We start from the raw sequence: 16,462 nt of genomic DNA, 5'->3' as shown, positions 1-16,462 counted from the left end.
TGTATGGATGAAACTAGTCAGGCCATCGATCACTTGCGGATGCTACGAAAGTAATCCAATGACGGATCTCGAAGCCCAGGTTTTGGGCTGGCAATATAGCCCTTGAGTCGCGAATATGGATCAGATCTCGATTGCCAGCAACCTCAACGCAGTCCCCTCCACCTGTACCGCTGTAGCTATTCTTGTGCCACCAGGGTTCGAGGATGGCGCTCAGGTGATTCTCAGTGCTCATAGTTCTCCCGCTGCCTGCTCGATAAGACGCGCTGTATCTGCCACGTTAAGAGCCTGCGACCGGAGCTGCCATACCTGAGTTCGTGCTGGCTGACTCTGTCCGGATCGGAGACCACCATGCTCTCGTCCTGGGACTCGATGTAGGTGACGCGACGATGGTCAATCGTCTCTAGGAGCACCATAGGGCCGTTCAGGCCTGAGTGGGCTCCTAACGACGTTGGCATGATCTGCACCTCTACATTGCCCAGTTGCGCGTCTTTGAGGAGCCGACAGAGCTGGGCCTTCAACACAGCGCGGCCACCGACAGGGCAATGCAGGAAAGCTTCACCGATCAGGAACAACAACTCCACCGGGGGCGCGGGTCAACAGTGTCTGCCTACGCACCCGGGCTTCGAGATGCTGCTCAAGGGTCTCCTCGTCGAATGGCGCCAGCAGCGCCTCGGCGTAACCCCTGGTCTGCAATAGGCCAGGGACAAGCAACGGCTCGTATGCAAACCGGCTCAGCGCCTCTGTTTCCAGGAGCGCGAAGTCCTGGAAGAACGCTGGAAGTTTGGCCAGGTCTACGTCCTTTTGCAGAGCCTTCAACGCGCCCAGTGCGGTCAGTGTTGTCTCAGCTGCTGACGTGAAGGCCTCCTTCGCGGGCCTTCGGCCCTGCTCGATCGAGGCGACCTGCTCAACCGAGTAACCCACCGCATCGGCCAACTCGGCCTGTGTCAACCCGGCGCGCTCCCGGAACAGTTGGACAAACTTGCCGTACGCGCGCCACGTGGGCGGCCCGTTGTCATCGTTCTTGCGCTGCCTTGGCGGGCGGGCCATGGGCGTCGCTCCTCGCGACTCGTCTTGATACCAACGCTTTCTGCTCGCCCCGGTTACCGTGGCCCACTCGTACAACGCCGCCGACTACCCGTACGTCCAGGCTCCGTACCTTGGACGCACCTGGTCAGGCTATCCGCGTGAGTGGATGGTCACGGTATGAAACCGAAACCTCTCATTCCGGACGCCTACGGACCGAAACTTTCACCGCCCACGGCCACCTTCAGCATCATGCTGCGTTCGACCCCGCGTAGTGCCCGCCTTGCATGGCTACTCGTAGCCGAGCGACTCACGGATTGGGGTGTCCCACGCAGGACCGACTGCTTCAATATCGCGGTCCTGATCGTCGCCGAGTTGGCAGGCAACGCAGTCCGGCACTGCGCCGATGCCGGCTGGGACTTCAGCGTCCAGGTCACGATGCATCCGGCTCCGTCCGACGCCGCGACATCGACCCTGCGCATCGAGTCACCGACGCCTGTCCCGACCGACCACTGCGGCGCGACGCCGCGCCGCCCCCCGGACTGCGAGTCCGGCCGCGGCCTGTCGCTGGTCGAGGCCCTCACCCCGCACTGGGGCTGCGTCGCGCGTGACGCAGGGACGAAGTCCGTGTGGGCAGAGGCGACGCTGTAGCTCCTGCTGTCTCGAGCCAAGGAGTCGTATCGGCAGGCCTCTTGACGCGATTCGACTATTGAGGCATTCTCACTGTCACAGAGTTCCACTCGATCGAGAATAAGGAGCCTCTGGTGGGCCACATGATCCTGGTCGACGACGACGTTTTCACAATGTTGCAGGCCGACGCCGAGCCGCTGGTCGACGACGTCAACAGTGTTCTGCGGCGCCGCCTGCGCGCGTCCGCCAAGCCGGTCACCCGAAAGCCGAGCAAGGACCGCGACCTGCTTCCCTACCTCACCGATGGTCGTCTGGAGGCGGGCCAGGTCCTGCACTGGCGTCGGCGCAACTTGCAGCGCCTCCACTTCGCCACCATCACAGCGGAGGGGCACCTCCGCTTGGAGGACGGTCGAGAGTTCTCCTCCCCGTCGGGCGCAGCAGCGGCTGTGGCCGGGTATCCGTACAACGGCCTGAAGGCGTGGCAGACCGCAGGGGGCCAGCGGATCTGCGACCTGTGACCTGAGCCGCGAAACCCTACGAGGGCTGCACATGACAGCGCAGCCCTTGTAGGGTTCGCTGCAACAAGTCGAAAGTTTGGAGTCGAATCCCGATGAGCCGCACGATCCGAGTGGATGAAGAGGTATTCGCCGCCATCCAGGCGGAAGCCGTGGCATTCGTGGACACTCCCAACAGCACTCTGCGGCGAATCCTCGGACTGGATGAGGGGCGGGAGCCCACCGCTTCCGACGACGCTCCGGAGACGACACCCACCCAGACCGCCCCCCGTGAACAGCGGCTCGCGCCGTTCCTCAACGACGGCCGTCTCGAAGCCGGCCAGCGGCTCGTGTGGCATCGTCGCAACCTCAAGCAGACGCACCATGCCACCGTCCTCGCCAACGGTAACCTTCGGCTCGACGACGGGCGGGAGTTCGGGTCGCCCTCCGGAGCCGCGTCCAAGATCGCGGGCAACCCGCAGAACGGGCTGAAGTGCTGGGCGACCGAGGGCGGCAAGCGGCTCTCGGAGCTGTGAGGATGGTCGGCCTCGGTCGGCGGTGGGGAGATCATGCGTTTCGCGCACTGGATGTACGCAAGCCTAAAGTTCCGGGAGATGCTGGGCGATCTGCACACGGAGGCGTTCGAGGACTTCTTCCACGACCTGATGTGCCTGCGCCACCCCGACTTCATCGACGTGCGCACGCACGGCAACATCGGCGACCAGGGTGCCGACGGCCTCGGGTTGCACTCCGGCAAGTTATACGCCTGCTACGCGCCCTACACCTTCAGCGCGTCAGCCGTCCGAGTGAAGTTCAAGTCCGATTTGGAGAAGGCGCTGGAAAAGCGTCTCGGTCAATTCGGTACGTTCGTCTTCGTACACAACGACCTGCGGGGCATGCATCCCGAGGTCGCTTCGATGCTGGTGGACGCCCGCGCGGCGCACCCGGGCCTGGAGTTCGAGGTGATGGGACGTCGAGGGCTGTGGCGTGAGCTCATGCGGCTCCGGCGCGACGACGTCGAACACGTACTGGGCTGCGAGATTCCGATCGAGGAACAGGTCTACGGCATCGGCATGGAGGACTTGGCGCCCCTGCTCGCCAGTCTCAAAGAGCATCGAGGGACCGCTGATCCGTTGATGAGCCTCGCCGCCGTCAGCGAGCTGAAGCTCGATTTCAACAACTTGCGCGACGATGTGCGCGAGGAGTTGCTGAGGGGCATGCGGCACACACATCTCGTGGACGAGTACTACGCCGGAGTCCTCGATCCGTTCGAACACGACGACGTGGCCGCCGGTTTCCGGGCGCAGTATGCGCTGGCCCGGCAGGACTCCCCGGACCCCGATGACGTCCTGTGGGACCTCCAGCAATACATCCAAGGCAACAAGCTTCACCATCCTCGCGAACTTCGCGCCGGCATGGTCGTGCTTGCCCACTTCTTCGAGCGATGCGACATCTTCGATGCCCCGCCCCCCGGATGGTCGCCCAACGGGATGCCGACCGGGAGGCCCTGAAATGCTCACCCCCACCAAGGGCATCGCCCCCGACCGAGCCCTCCTGGCCGTCGGCGCGCAGATCCTGATGGAGCTCGACGGACCAGTGACGGTCAGTCAAGCGTTTGCCCGGCTCAAGGCCCGCCGTGTCGAACTCGGCCATCGCTCCCCCGTTTCGTTCGGCTGGTTCGTACTCGCGCTCGACGTACTGCACGCTCTTGGCGCCGTGGAGCTGCAAGACCAACTGCTGATCCCGAGGAGGGGCGATGCTGCGGCGGCTCAGCGCTGACGATTCACGTTTCCGTACCGTCGACTTCAGGCCCGAGGTCAACCTCCTTGTCGCCGACACCACCGAGACCTCGACCGACGAGGACAGCCGCAACAGCACTGGCAAATCCAGCCTGATCGAGCTGTTGCATTTCCTGCTCGGCGCAAGGGCTGACGCCAAAAGCCTGCCCATGCGCAAGGCGCTGCGCCGCACCGCGTTCATTCTCGAACTCGACTGGTCGGAGACACCGGACCGACGACTCGCGGTCACACGTTCCGGCACGCGCCCCGAAGTCGTCCGGCTGAACCACGACATCGATCCCGACCACGACGTCCTGTTCGACATGGACGGCCCCGTGGACGTACCGAACTCCCGCTGGCAGCAATTGATCGACCGCGAGCTGTTCGGGTTGCGCGCCGACCACCAAGGCCTCAGCGGACGAGCCATGCTGGGCTTCCTGATCCGTCGCGTCTCCAGTCACTCCTTCAATCAGGCAACCCGCACACACAACCAACAGTCCGAAGCCGACGCCGCGGCAAATCTCGCGTATCTACTGGGCCTGGACTGGAAGTTGGCGGCCGGGTACCGCGAGATCGCTGCCCGCGAAGCGACTCGTCGTCAGCTGCGCCAGGCTGTCAGCGATCCGGTCTGGGGCAGGATCGTCGGCAATACGGCCGACCTACGCGGTCAGATCACCTTGGCCGAGGACGAGTTGCGCCGAATCCGTCAGCAGATCGCCGAGTTCCGCGTCGTTCCCCAGTACGAGGAACTACAGCGGCGCGCGGACGACATCGACCACCGGATCCGTGCCCTCAACAGCCAGGACGCGATCGACCTGCGCAACCTCGGTGACCTCAAGGCTGCCGTGGAGGAGACCGTCGACACTGCGGTGCGCTACCTGGAGCCGGTCTACCGAGAACTAGACATCCTCCTCGGCGAACAGGTTCGTCGTCGTTTCGACGACGTTCGCGGCTTCCACGAGTCGATCGTGCACAATCGACGGCGATACCTGGCCGACGAAATCCACGCGACCGAAGTCGCCTTGACAGAGCGAAAGACCGAACGAGCCAGACTCGGTACCGAGTTGCAGGAGGTGCTGCGCATACTCGCCGATGGCGGCGCGCTCGACGCACTGACTGCTCTCCAACAGGCACTCGCCCACAAGCAGGCAGCCGTTCAGGCCCTGCGGCACCGCTACGACGCTGCGCAGACGCTGGAGAGCAGTGCCTTGGAGATCAAGGCCAAGAAAGTCGAGCTCCAGCAATCCCTCGCGGCCGACCTCGGCGAACGGCGCATGCAGACCGAAGAAGCCACCCTGCTGTTCTCCGAGTTCGCCCAGCGGCTCTACGGCCACGGCCGCAGCGCGTACCTGGCCATCGAAGCCGGGCCGTCCAGTCTCAAGATCACTCCTCGGATCGACAGCGACGACAGTCGCGGCATCGGCAACATGGTGATCTTCTGCTTCGACCTCACTGTCGCCGTACTCGCCCATCGTCATGGTCGCGGCCCGGACTTCCTCGTGCACGACAGCCACCTGTTCGATGGGGTCGACGACCGGCAACTGTTCGCCGCCCTCACCCTGGCCCGCGATGTGAGCGCGCGCGAAGGGTTGCAGTACATCGCGAGTCTCAATTCGGACGACCTCGCGAAGATCGAGCGGCGCGGCTTCGACGCCTCCCAGATGATCCTGTCTCCCCGGCTCACCGATGCCTACGAGGCCGGCGGTCTGTTCGGCTTCCGATTCTGATGGTCAGGCATCCATCCCGATTGCTGTGAACTTAGACAACGCATACGATTGCTCTCGGCGCAGACCGCGATCCCGGGGATGGGTCGCGACAGCTCGCCCGAGCAGGGGAGATCCATGTCCACCTCCACGCCCGTTCGCACCGGCCTGCCGGTCAACGTCAAGAAGCTCCGGGAGAAGGTGGCGATCGGCGTACTCGACTGGGAGAACCTTCTGGCGATCGTGAACGACCCAGAAGTCGTGGAGAAGTCCACGTCCAGCAAGGTCGATCTCGGCCTCGACGAGTACGCGGCGCTGCGCGCCGAGGTCCAGCGGCTGATCGGCAACAAGAGCAGCGCGAAGGCGAAGAACGTCGGCCCGTACGCGGACTACATCTCCGCAGGATTGCGTGGTGAGTTCGGCGACGCATGGTCGACCCCGCCGTTGACGCTGTGGTGTCCGCGCACGTTGATCGTCAACGAGCAGGGCGACACGATGCTGCCACTGCGCGACCAGATCATCGCCGTCGACGCGGAGACCCAGCTCACCGCAATGCATCGGATCCGGAAGAACCGTCGGATCTACGGCCTCGAGGACACCGACTTCGCGGAGGTGTTGGTGGCCTTCGAGATCTACTGGGGCATCGGCACCGAGGACGCGCGGCAAATCTTCCACGACCGCAACCTCAAGGGGGTTGCCGTCGACAAGAGCCTCGCGCTGTCCATGGACCAGCGCGACCTCGCCACCGTCATCACGCGGACACTGGTCGACACCACGATCGTGAGTACCGACGACGGAGATGCCCCGCTGGCCCGCTTCGTGAACTCCAGCAAGCGTCAGCTCAGCGTCAATTCGACCGAGTGGGTCACGTTGTCGGCATTCCGTTCGATGGTCGTCACCACGATGCTCGGCAAGTCGGGAATCGGCGCGACCTCGGGCACCGTGGAACTGGACGACCTACCCGAAGGTCTCAGCGAGTTGGAGGTCACCCAGGAAGTCGTCGGGGCCCTGTCCGCAATCGTGCGCACCCTGACGGAGGCCTTCGAAACGCGCTCGGCGATCACCGCTCCGGCCGTACTTGCGGGCCTGGGGGCGGCAGCGCACCGAACGATGCCATGGGCCGAGGACCTGCTTCCCCCTCACCTCGATTTCATGGGATTGCTGTCTGAAGTCCATTGGGAGCGCGAGGCGAAGTACTGGGACGGCGTGGCCGCCAAGGAGACCGCTGCCAAGGTGTTGTCCTTCGCCGGCGGCGTCAAGGACTCTGGCGGCCGCGTCTGCGAAGCCCTGTTGAACCCCCAGTCCGAGGCCGGCCGGAAGATCCGCGGCCGGAACTGAGGCGACCTCACGAAGCTGCGTGTCTCCCACCACCGATCCGACGGCGAAGACACGCAGCTTCGCCGATTTCGAGACCAATCTGCACACGAGAGCTTTCGATACCTTGTGAACTCAGTAAACGCATGACATGCTCTACTCCGTCACGTCCTGAGTTTCTCCTCCGCCACGTAGGCGTCGATCGTTAGCCTGTACCCGCCGCGTCGCGCACGCTTCCTGAAGGGATCCTCCCGCCCATGCCCCAGCCGCCCGCCGTGTCCGCCGGCGGATCGTCCGATCTCCCGCCGCACCCGTTCGACGACGTCCCGCAGACCTTCACACCGGGCACCTCGCACACCGTGCGCAACGGGCTCCAGGACTTCATCGAGCGCGATCTGCTCGGCCCATGGGACGGCGAGCTGGAGGAACTGCGAAAGTCGGCCGGTCCCCGGGACCGCTACCTGGTCGGGATGCTCGGGCCCAAGCCCGCGCCGGCCATGCCGGGTGAAGTGGCCCGCGAGGCCGCCCAGGCAGGCGAGTCAGAGCCGGAAGGTGACGGCGACGCGCAGGAGGCGGAGCTGATCGAGCAGGTCACCCCGCACGCGGCCGGGCGGATCTGGGCATCCTCGATGGGGTTGTCCTTCGTCGTCCCGGCCGCGATCGGCACGCTGACGGTCGAGGTGTCCTGGGGCCGCTACGACCGCAGCGAGGCGTTGACCGACGCGGGCAAGACGGAACGGGTCTGGGCTCGCGAGCCGTTCTCCAAGCTGTGTGACATCAACGTCGCGACGGCCGGCGACAAGCAACCGTGCTACCTCGAAGGGGACGAGAACAGTCCACACGTCAAGCTCAACGTGCATGTGCGCGAACGGGCTGCCGGTCCCGGCGGCGAGGAACTCCGGGTCGTCGAGGTCGCCCTCGTCAACGCGCTGGAGGACTCGGCCGAACTCCGCGACCGGAGCTGGTTGTTCCAGACCCGCCTAAAGGTGAACGCCTTCCCGGACGCTTCCGCGGCGGTGTTCCTGCCGATCGACGATCCGATGGCCCCGTCCGGCGCGACGGGCGCACCCGAGGATCCCGAAGAGAGGCGGTTGCGCCTGCTTTATCGCGACGAGCTTAGGCACGCGATCGGGCGCAATGTCGCGGTACACGCCGACGTTCGCCCCGGCGAGCGGCACGCGCATCGACTCACCACGACGTGGCTGCCCGCCTACGACGTCCCGATGACCACCGCGCCCACCGTCGAGGAGCAGACGCTCCTCGAGGGCCTGGAGTTGTCCATGGACAACCTCGCCGAGTTGGCTTTGCCGGCTCGGCGTGGTGAACTCGCCACCGCCTTGGTCCCGTTGGCCGAGGGATACGGTCGTTGGCTCGTAGAACAGCGCAGCCGGGCTGCCGCACTGCCCGATGACCTGCGCAAGTCCGCCGATGTCGCGATCGACCAGGCCGAAGACATCTGCGTACGTATCGGTGCCGGCATCGAGACATTGACCGAGGACCCGATCGCACTCGAAGCCTTCCGCTTCGCCAACCGAACCATGGCCCTGCAACGACGCAACACCGCGATCGCCGAGCTTCGTGCTGCTGCCGAGGATGGTTCGGTGTCCTACGACCAGGCCAAGGCCATCGTCGACGAACGCGGCAAAGGCGCGGCGACGTGGCGACCCTTCCAGCTCGCCTTCGTCCTGCTCAATCTCCAGTCCTTGACCGAGCCGACCCATCCGCATCGGGGTACCGGTCGCCAGGCCTTGGTCGACCTGCTGTTCTTCCCGACCGGTGGTGGCAAGACCGAGGCCTATCTCGGCCTTGCCGCCTACACGTTCGCACTGCGTCGTTTGCAGGGGACCATCGGGACCGGGCTCGATGCGCGCCGCGGCGACGACGGGGTCGGCGTGCTGATGCGATACACGCTGCGGCTGCTCACCGCTCAGCAGTTCCAGCGAGCAGCGGCCCTCGTATGTGCCGCCGAGGTGCTGCGCCGCGAGGCATACGCGCAGGGCGACACTCGTTGGGGGCGGGTGCCGTTCCGGATCGGTCTGTGGGTGGGTGGCACCGTCTCACCGAATCGGTTCGAGGAGGCGCAGGAACAGATCGCCATGGCGAAGGAAAGCGGCGACGGCCGCTATGCCGGCGTCATCCAGGTGGCGAGTTGCCCGTGGTGCGGGGAAGCCATAAGGCCACAGAAGGACGTCGTCGCGGACGAGGACCGCCGGCGGATCCTGATCTACTGTCCGCGCGGCGAGGGAGCAGACGTCTGCCAGTTCTCGAAGAAGGGGTTCGAGGAGAAGACCACAGCCTGCGACGTTCCGGGCTTCCGACCGGGGCTGCCTGTGGTCACCGTGGACGAAGAGATCTACCGGCTCGTCCCAAGCCTGCTCATCGCCACCGTGGACAAGCTCGCTCAGCTTCCCTCGAATGGGGCTGCGGGCCTGCTCTTCGGCGATACCACCACGTTCTGTTCGCGGCACGGCTACCGGCACGAGGACCTCGACGCACAGGCAAAGTGCGGCAGTCGCCATCAGCGCAAGGGTTCACTCCCGGCCGTCACCTCGGTGGGCGTGGGCGCCGTTCGTCCGCCGGATCTGATCATCCAGGACGAGCTGCACCTGATCTCGGGCGCTCTCGGCACGATCGTCGGCCTCTTCGAGTCGGCCGTGGATCAGTTGTGCAGTTGGCCGGTCGTGGCCTCCGATGGCGTCCGGCATCTCGTCGGTCCCAAAATCATCGCGTCCACGGCCACCACAAAGCGCGCGGCCGAACAGGTGCGCGGCGTCTTCGGGCGGGACGTCGCGGTGTTCCCACCGCAGGTGGTCGACCACACCGATACGTTCTTCTCCCGGCAGGTGTCGGTCACCGAAGCGACTCCGGGGCGGCGCTACCTCGGAGTGTGTGCCCATGGCACCCGACTCAAGTCGGCCGAGATCCGCCTCGCGGAGATCCTGTTGCGCGCCGCACAGCAGCAGTTCGACACGTATGGAGCCCCGGCGGATCCGTACATGACCCTGGTCGGCTACTTCAACGCGACCCGCGAACTCGCCGGGATGCGACGCTATCTCGACGACGACGTGACGACCCGCCTTCGGCACAATCCCCATCGGGACAGCAGCCGACTCGCGGACCGCATCCCCTCGAAGACCGGGATGTTGGTCATCGAGGAACTGACGTCGCGCATCTCCTCGAACCAAATCGGCGCGGCATTGACCCGGCTACAAGGCAGATTCGATCCCGAACGTGACACCAGCCTGCGAGCCAGGGCAATCAACGTCGAAGTCGGTCACGCGCTGGGGAAGAAGCCGCCACGCGTACCCCGCATCGGCAACAAGCGCATCCCACCCGTCGACGCGGTGCTCGCCACCTCGATGCTTCAAGTCGGCGTGGACGTCTCCCGGTTCGGACTCATGCTGGTCGTCGGACAACCGAAGAACACCGCCGAGTACATTCAGGCGTCCTCCCGCGTCGGACGCGACGCCTGCCGGCCCGGCCTCGTCGTCACGCTCTACAACTGGTCCCGCCCCCGCGACCTCGCACACTTCGAAGACTTCGAGCACTATCACGCGACGTTCTATCGCCAGGTGGAGGCGTTGTCCGTGACGCCGTTCACGCGCAGGGCCCTCGACCGCGGCACGACAGCCACGTATGTCACCGCCCTGCGGCACGCCCGACACACCCACTCGCGCAACACCGACGCACAGGACCTGGACCTCGATGGCGAGGAGGCACAACAGGTCGAGGCTCGATTGCTGAACCGTGCCGAGGCCGTCGGAGGCACCCGTGCACGCGACTACCTGTACGAGCGCATCCAGGCGCTGAAGGACCTGTGGCACCAACGCCGTGGCGGAAACGCCCAGCTTGGGTTCCGCTCCGGTAGTACGAGCAAGAAGAAGGACCAGCTCGTGGTCGGGCTACTGCGTCCGGCCAACGGATCCCGCTGGGACGCGCTGACGGTGCCGCAATCCATGCGTGAGACGGAAAACGAGATCAATCTGCTGCTGCCTGGCAGTGACGGATTCGGCTCGATGGCCGGCCCGAGTCCGGAATGGGACTTCAGCGCTGCCCAGGAGAGTCGCGAGAGCGAGGAGAGCCCGGCATGAACGACGCCTATTTCCGCCGCGTCGGGGCTGCCCGACCGAGTCACCTCATGTTCTCGGGCGGCGTCGGCGCCTTGGTCGACCTGCCGAACTTCTCCGTCCTCGTACGAGGTCTGGAGTCGTGGAACTACACCGGGCTCACCGAGAACTATCTGGTCGACGAACCGCGACTGCGCGAGGCCGTCAACCGGAGGTTGCGCCGATACACGCCCGGGGAGAAGGTCACCGAGCTGCGTTCCGCACCATGGGCGGATGGTGGTGACAGCAATCCGAAGGGCAACGAGGCTCAGCAAATCGGTGTGCCCGTCGTGCCCTTTCCACAGTGGTTGCGGTGCACCGCCTGCAACGAACTGGCCGGTATCGATGCGGGCACGTTCAAGTTCGTGAACCAGAACCCGCGTACGCCGCACGAGGCCAAGTTCATTCACGACTGCAAGCCCAAGGCCAAGCGCAAGCCGCTCGCCGTCGCGGCACGCTTCACGCTCGTGTGCACAGACGGCCATCTCGACGAGTTTCCGTATCGGGCCTTCGCTCATTACGGTGCTGCCTGCCCCGAGGCGCCACGACCGCGGATGCGGATGATCGACCACGGCGGCAATCAAGCCGCGAACGTGACGATCAAGTGTCTCGCGTGCCCTGCAAATCGCAACATCCGCGAGGCCATGGGCGAGACAGGGCAACGGAATCTGCCCGCATGTCGCGGCCGGCACCCGCACCTGGGCACGTTCGCGGCCGGCGGCTGCGGACTCGCGGCGATTGTACTCGTGGCGGGCGCGTCCAACCAGTGGTTCCCCATCACACTCAACGCCCTTGCGCTGCCGCCGTCCAAGACGGAGGACATCAACAAGGTCGTGGAAGAGCGGTGGACCGAACTTCACATGATCACCGACCTCAACATCCATACTGCGATGGCACAGGCGCCGTCGTACCGCTATCTGGAGCAGTACGACCCCGCCGAACTCATCGCCGCCGTCAATGCCCGACGTGCCGGCGTGAACACTGCCGCGGCCGCCCCCACCGACGGCAGGGTGGACCTGCTCACACCCGAGTGGGATCTCTTCACTTGCGCGCAACTCCCCCAGCCCACCGAAGACTTCGCGCTGGTGGAGGCCACCGTTCCGGGGCCGCTGAAGGGGTTGTTCGCGGACGTGCGACAGGTCGAGCGGCTGCGCGAGGCACGCGCGCTGGTGGGTTTCACCCGCCTGGACGCTCCCGACCCGGAAGACCCGGCACTGGTCAAGCAGGTCGAGCTGAGCTCGCGTCCGCGCAACTGGGTGCCGGCCAGCGAGGTCCGTGGTGAGGGGATCTTCCTGCGTGTACAGGACGAGTTGGTGGCCGACTGGCTGGCTCACGCCGAACAGTCGGAGGTACTGTCCGCACACCGCGGTGCCTACGCCCAGTTCCGTACGAATCGCCACTCGGACCGCCTGACCGGGGACTTCGATCCGATGAAGCACTGGCCGGGCGCACGCTACATCGCTCTGCACACACTGTCCCACCTCCTGATCCGAACGATCGCGCTGGAGTGTGGTTACAACTCCGCCAGCCTTGCCGAGCGCATCTACGCGGGCGACGACGACGATCCCCGGACCGGAATCCTGTTGTACACGGCGGTGCCGGATGCCGAGGGCACTCTCGGCGGACTCGTCTCGCTCGCGGAAGAACCGCACTTCGAGCGGATCGTACGACGGGCACTGACGGATGCCCGGCACTGCTCACAGGATCCGCTGTGCTCCGAACGGCTGCCGCAGGCACCCTACGACTACCTGCACGGGGCGGCGTGCCATGTCTGCCTGTTCCTGTCCGAGACCACGTGCGAGCGCGGCAATCGCTTCCTCGACCGTCGCTTCCTCGTACCGCTCGACGACGATCCCAAGTTGCTGCTCACTCCGGCTGAACTGGTCTCGTGAGCCGCGTCGAATTCGAATCGGCCACGGCCGCGATCGTCGAGGCGTTGGGCCTCACCAGGGCCAAGGACCTGGTGGGGCTGCTCGCCCGTGAACGCAGCCGGGAGTACGTACTGGCGACCATGCACGTCCCGGCAGCGCTGGAGCCGCTGACTGCGTTCCTCGACGCCAGGGACCGAGCCGGCGTACCCGACCGGGAGGCGGCCGCGTATGTGCGCGGATATATCGCAGGTTGGACTCGGCGTCGAGACGCGGTGAGCGTGCAAACGGTATGGAGTGGCCCACCGACGGCGGAGGTTCCGGTGCGGGCCACCGCACAGGTACTCGTCGAGGTGGTACGTGAGGCTGCCCAAGAGTTCGTGGCGATGACCTACTCGGCGCGTGTGTACGCACCACTCGTGAGCGCGATGCGCGCTGCCGTGGCGCGGGGGGTGCGGGTGGATGTGGTCGTGGAAACCCGCGCCGGGGCGGGCGGTTTGTTGTCCGGCCCCGAACCGGCCCGTGCTTTCGCCGGTGTTCCCGGGGTCCGGATCTGGCATTGGCCCACGGAGCAACGCTCCGCTCCCGGCGCCCGCCAACATGCGAAGGTCGCCGTGGCCGACGGCCGGGTGCTCTTTCTCGGCAGTGCCAACCTGACCGCTTCGGGTGCAAGCCGCAATATCGAGGCTGGGCTGATCGTGCGTGGTGGCACTGCCCCGCAGCGGGCTGTGGAGCACATTCGTGAGCTCCAGCGCCGGGGACTTCTGCAACTGCTCGCCGACTCTGGTGGATGAGAAGTGGAAGCTGAATCCTCGCGCGTTCGCGACTGATGCGCACCGGCTTCACCGGTCGGGTGCCCCCACGCACGGGTCTGTCGGCACGCTCTGTCAAAGTTCCGTCACAACGATCGAAGCCCCGGGGGAAGCCATGCAGGCTCGCGAGACGACACTCGCCACTCTCGTACAAGGCCAGAAGCAGTTCCAGGTACCGCTGTATCAGCGCACCTACTCCTGGACTGATAAAGAACTTCGCCCGCTGTGGGCCGATATTCTCGAACAGGCACGCGTGGTATCGGAAGGCAGCGGCGGCACAATGCACTTCCTCGGTTCGGTTGTCGTGGCTCCATCGCCACAGACCAGCCCCTCGTTTCCACGCTGGCTCGTGGTGGACGGTCAGCAGCGGCTCACCACTCTGTCTCTCGCGTTGTTGGCGATTCGCGATCACCTCGGCGACTCGAAACAGCGTGAGCGCATCGAGGATCTCTACCTGGTCAATAAGTACCGGGACGGGCACGAGCGGTTGCGTCTGCTGCCAACCCAGGCCGATCGCCGTATGTACGGAGAGCACGTCCATAATACGCAATCAGGCGGCAGCGATCGGATCTCCGGCGCCTACCGGTTCTTCCGGCAGGAGTTGGTCAAAGCCGCAGACGCCAGCGATCCCTACGACATCGAGCACATCGAACTGGCCATCACCACTCGGCTGACCCTGGTCGACATCACGGCAGACAAAGCCGACAATGTGCACAGGATCTTCGAATCGCTGAACAACACAGGGCTCAAATTGAGCCAGGCGGACCTGCTGCGCAACTACCTGTTCATGCGACTGCCCACCCGGGACGAGCATGTGTACAGCACGTACTGGCTGCCGCTCCAGCGAAAACTGACGAATGCACAACTCGAGCAACTCATGTGGTTGCACTTGGTCCTCGAAGGCGACAGCCAGGTCCGTCTGCAGGACATCTACGCCGCGCAGCAGGGCCGACTCGATGTGGGCGACGCAACAGAGGCCACGGTAGAGGCATACGTCGTGGAACTGCACCGTCGATCCCGTCAGTTCCTGCGCATCCTCAATCCGGACGCGGAGCCGGATGCTCGAGTGCGAGGTCATCTTCAGCGAATCCGAGACTGGCAGGGGGTGACGACCTACCCCGTACTAATGGTGCTCCTGGAGCGACACTCGGCCAAGGAACTGACGAACGACCAGCTGGTGCAGGCGCTCTCCTATGTCGAGAGCTTCCTGGTCCGCCGTGCCTTGTGCAGGATTCCCACCAACAGCCTGCCGCGGATCTTCCAGGCCGTGCCTTCACAGCTGCCTGCACGGGTGCCCGCCTCGGACGGCCTGCGCCAAGTGTTGTCGGCAACCTCACGCTATTGGCCCTCGGACTCCGAACTCCGAGAAGCCATCCGTACAAAGCCCATCTACCTACAAAGCCAAAAGACTCAGCAGCGGTTCGTACTGCGTCGGCTGGAGGAGAGCCTCGCACCCAACGAACCTGTCGACTTCGAGCAGGCGAAGCTCACGATCGAACACGTGCTGCCGCAAAGCCCGGGAGAGGAATGGCTCGCGCTGCTCGCCGCAGACGCGGAGGCCGGGGAATCCGCCGAGGATGTGCATCGCCGGCTCGTCCACACCCTGGGCAATCTGACCCTGACCAGTCAAAACAGCCACCTGTCCAACCACCCCTTCGAGCGCAAGCAGGATCTGCTGCGCAGCAGCAGCCTGGAGATGAACAAGCGGATCGCAGGCACCGACAGCTGGGGAGCGACCGAGATCCTGGCTCGCGCGGACGAGCTGGCCGAGCGAGCCATCACGCTATGGCCCGCTCCGCTCCCCGGCGTCGAGCGGGTCGAACGCGGGCGAGACTGGGACCTGCTGCACCAAGCGCTCGCGGCATTGCCGGACGGGACCTGGACCACATATGGCGACCTGGCCGCCCTGATCGGCTCGCACCCGGTTCCCGTCGGTCGCCACCTCGCCGACGTTTCAGGCATCACCAACGCCTATCGCGCGCTCGGAGCCACCGGTCGAGTCGCCGAGGGTTTCCGTTGGGCGGGCGATGTCGATCGCGGCGATGTACATGACGTTCTGGCCGCGGACGGCATCCGATTCAACGCGGCCGGCATTGCCGACCCAGGACAGCGCCTGACTACGCATGACCTGGCCGAGTTGATCGGTCTGCCCGTTGCGGAAGACCAGGCTGCGGGCGACGCCCGAACATCACGTGAATCAGCAGTCGACGGCGCACGCCGCAACCGCTTCCGCACCCAGCTCACCGATCACAACGAGACCGCGGTGGAAGCCTCGGTCATGCGGCTTCTGGACAACTGGTGCGCCGCCGGCGGCGTGCTGGACTACGGCGCCGGCCGCACTGTCACCAGTTGCTCCCTCACGCTCGCTCGTCCCGGCGCGGAAGACATCTGGGCGCTGGTCGTCTATCCGATGTACGGCGGCCAGAGCGGGTTCGTCGAGGTAGTCTTCCAGCACCTCTCTCGGCGCGCCCCGTTCGATGCTCCCGAACTGCGTGCGGAACTCCGTACACGGATCAACAGGCTCGGCGGCGTCGACCTCCCTGAAGGAAAACTAGCTCTTCGTCCGAGCTTTCCCCTCGCGGTGTTGGCTGATCCGCAGAACGTGGAAACGCTGACCGAGGCGCTGATCTGGTTCCACGCCGCCGCAGCCGGCAACGATGTCGATCTGTGACTACAGAGCGCGACGACCAGCCCGATGCGCGACCGGCCTCCGTTCGGGGGAGGAGGGTGAGTG

General features: G+C 65.3%; 12 protein-coding genes and 1 pseudogene. 11 read left to right on the top strand and 2 right to left on the bottom strand.

Translation table 11 applies throughout. The features are described 5' to 3' along the window. Positions 1-13: 13 nt before the first annotated feature. Together ACIBM5_RS11575 and ACIBM5_RS11570 are read right to left on the bottom strand one after the other, a co-directional pair. The gene (locus ACIBM5_RS11575) at positions 14-232 is read right to left on the bottom strand and encodes a DUF397 domain-containing protein (protein WP_396006641.1); all 219 of its coding nucleotides are present in this window, start codon (positions 230-232) and stop codon (positions 14-16) included. Continuing rightward, positions 222-1,047: pseudogene (locus ACIBM5_RS11570) on the bottom strand (Scr1 family TA system antitoxin-like transcriptional regulator). Before ACIBM5_RS11570 ends, ACIBM5_RS11575 begins: the two are co-directional and overlap by 11 nt. Before the next feature lie 156 nt (positions 1,048-1,203). Here ACIBM5_RS11570 and ACIBM5_RS11565 point away from each other — a divergent pair. The 11 genes from ACIBM5_RS11565 to ACIBM5_RS11515 all read left to right on the top strand — a co-directional run bounded on the left by ACIBM5_RS11565 (position 1,204) and on the right by ACIBM5_RS11515 (position 16,399). Next, entirely contained in the window at positions 1,204-1,674 is a 471-nt protein-coding gene (locus tag ACIBM5_RS11565) for an ATP-binding protein (RefSeq protein WP_396006640.1), read from the top strand. Positions 1,675-1,796: 122 nt separating this feature from the next. Further along, a complete protein-coding gene (locus ACIBM5_RS11560; protein ID WP_396006772.1) occupies positions 1,797-2,171 on the top strand; it encodes a DUF4357 domain-containing protein in 375 nt (124 codons plus the stop codon). A gap of 92 nt (positions 2,172-2,263) precedes the next feature. After that, positions 2,264-2,683, top strand: a complete 420-nt coding sequence (locus tag ACIBM5_RS11555) for a hypothetical protein (RefSeq protein ID WP_396006639.1) — start codon at positions 2,264-2,266, stop codon at positions 2,681-2,683. 78 nt (positions 2,684-2,761) lie between these two features. Next, positions 2,762-3,658 carry an ABC-three component system protein gene (locus tag ACIBM5_RS11550; RefSeq protein WP_396006638.1) on the top strand — a complete coding sequence of 299 codons (897 nt, stop codon included), beginning with the start codon at positions 2,762-2,764 and terminating at the stop codon, positions 3,656-3,658. Position 3,659: 1 nt separating this feature from the next. Beyond that, positions 3,660-3,926 (top strand): ABC-three component system middle component 6, encoded by a 267-nt coding sequence (locus tag ACIBM5_RS11545; RefSeq protein WP_396006636.1) that lies wholly within the window; start codon positions 3,660-3,662, stop codon positions 3,924-3,926. Next, a complete protein-coding gene (locus ACIBM5_RS11540; RefSeq protein ID WP_396006635.1) occupies positions 3,904-5,652 on the top strand; it encodes an ABC-three component system protein in 1,749 nt (582 codons plus the stop codon). The genes ACIBM5_RS11545 and ACIBM5_RS11540 overlap by 23 nt, the downstream gene beginning before the upstream one ends. 114 nt (positions 5,653-5,766) lie before the next feature. Continuing rightward, positions 5,767-6,966 carry a DNA sulfur modification protein DndB gene (locus ACIBM5_RS11535; RefSeq protein ID WP_396006634.1) on the top strand — a complete coding sequence of 400 codons (1,200 nt, stop codon included), beginning with the start codon at positions 5,767-5,769 and terminating at the stop codon, positions 6,964-6,966. 233 nt (positions 6,967-7,199) lie between these two features. Beyond that, on the top strand, positions 7,200-11,033 hold the full coding sequence (drmA, locus tag ACIBM5_RS11530; RefSeq protein WP_396006633.1) for a DISARM system helicase DrmA: 3,834 nt from the start codon (positions 7,200-7,202) through the stop codon (positions 11,031-11,033). Then, positions 11,030-12,940: a DrmB family protein gene (gene drmB / locus ACIBM5_RS11525; RefSeq protein ID WP_396006632.1), complete on the top strand. Its 1,911-nt coding sequence runs from the start codon at positions 11,030-11,032 to the stop codon at positions 12,938-12,940. The genes drmA and drmB overlap by 4 nt, the downstream gene beginning before the upstream one ends. Beyond that, positions 12,937-13,710 (top strand): DISARM system phospholipase D-like protein DrmC, encoded by a 774-nt coding sequence (gene drmC / locus ACIBM5_RS11520; protein WP_396006631.1) that lies wholly within the window; start codon positions 12,937-12,939, stop codon positions 13,708-13,710. Before drmB ends, drmC begins: the two co-directional genes overlap by 4 nt. Then, positions 13,658-16,399: a DUF262 domain-containing protein gene (locus ACIBM5_RS11515; protein ID WP_396006630.1), complete on the top strand. Its 2,742-nt coding sequence runs from the start codon at positions 13,658-13,660 to the stop codon at positions 16,397-16,399. Before drmC ends, ACIBM5_RS11515 begins: the two co-directional genes overlap by 53 nt. The last annotated feature ends 63 nt before the right edge of the window (positions 16,400-16,462 follow it).

It is taken from the genome of Embleya sp. NPDC050493 (assembly GCF_044458105.1).
Classification (GTDB): domain Bacteria; phylum Actinomycetota; class Actinomycetes; order Streptomycetales; family Streptomycetaceae; genus Embleya.
This window is presented reverse-complemented; position numbering and strand designations above follow the sequence as displayed.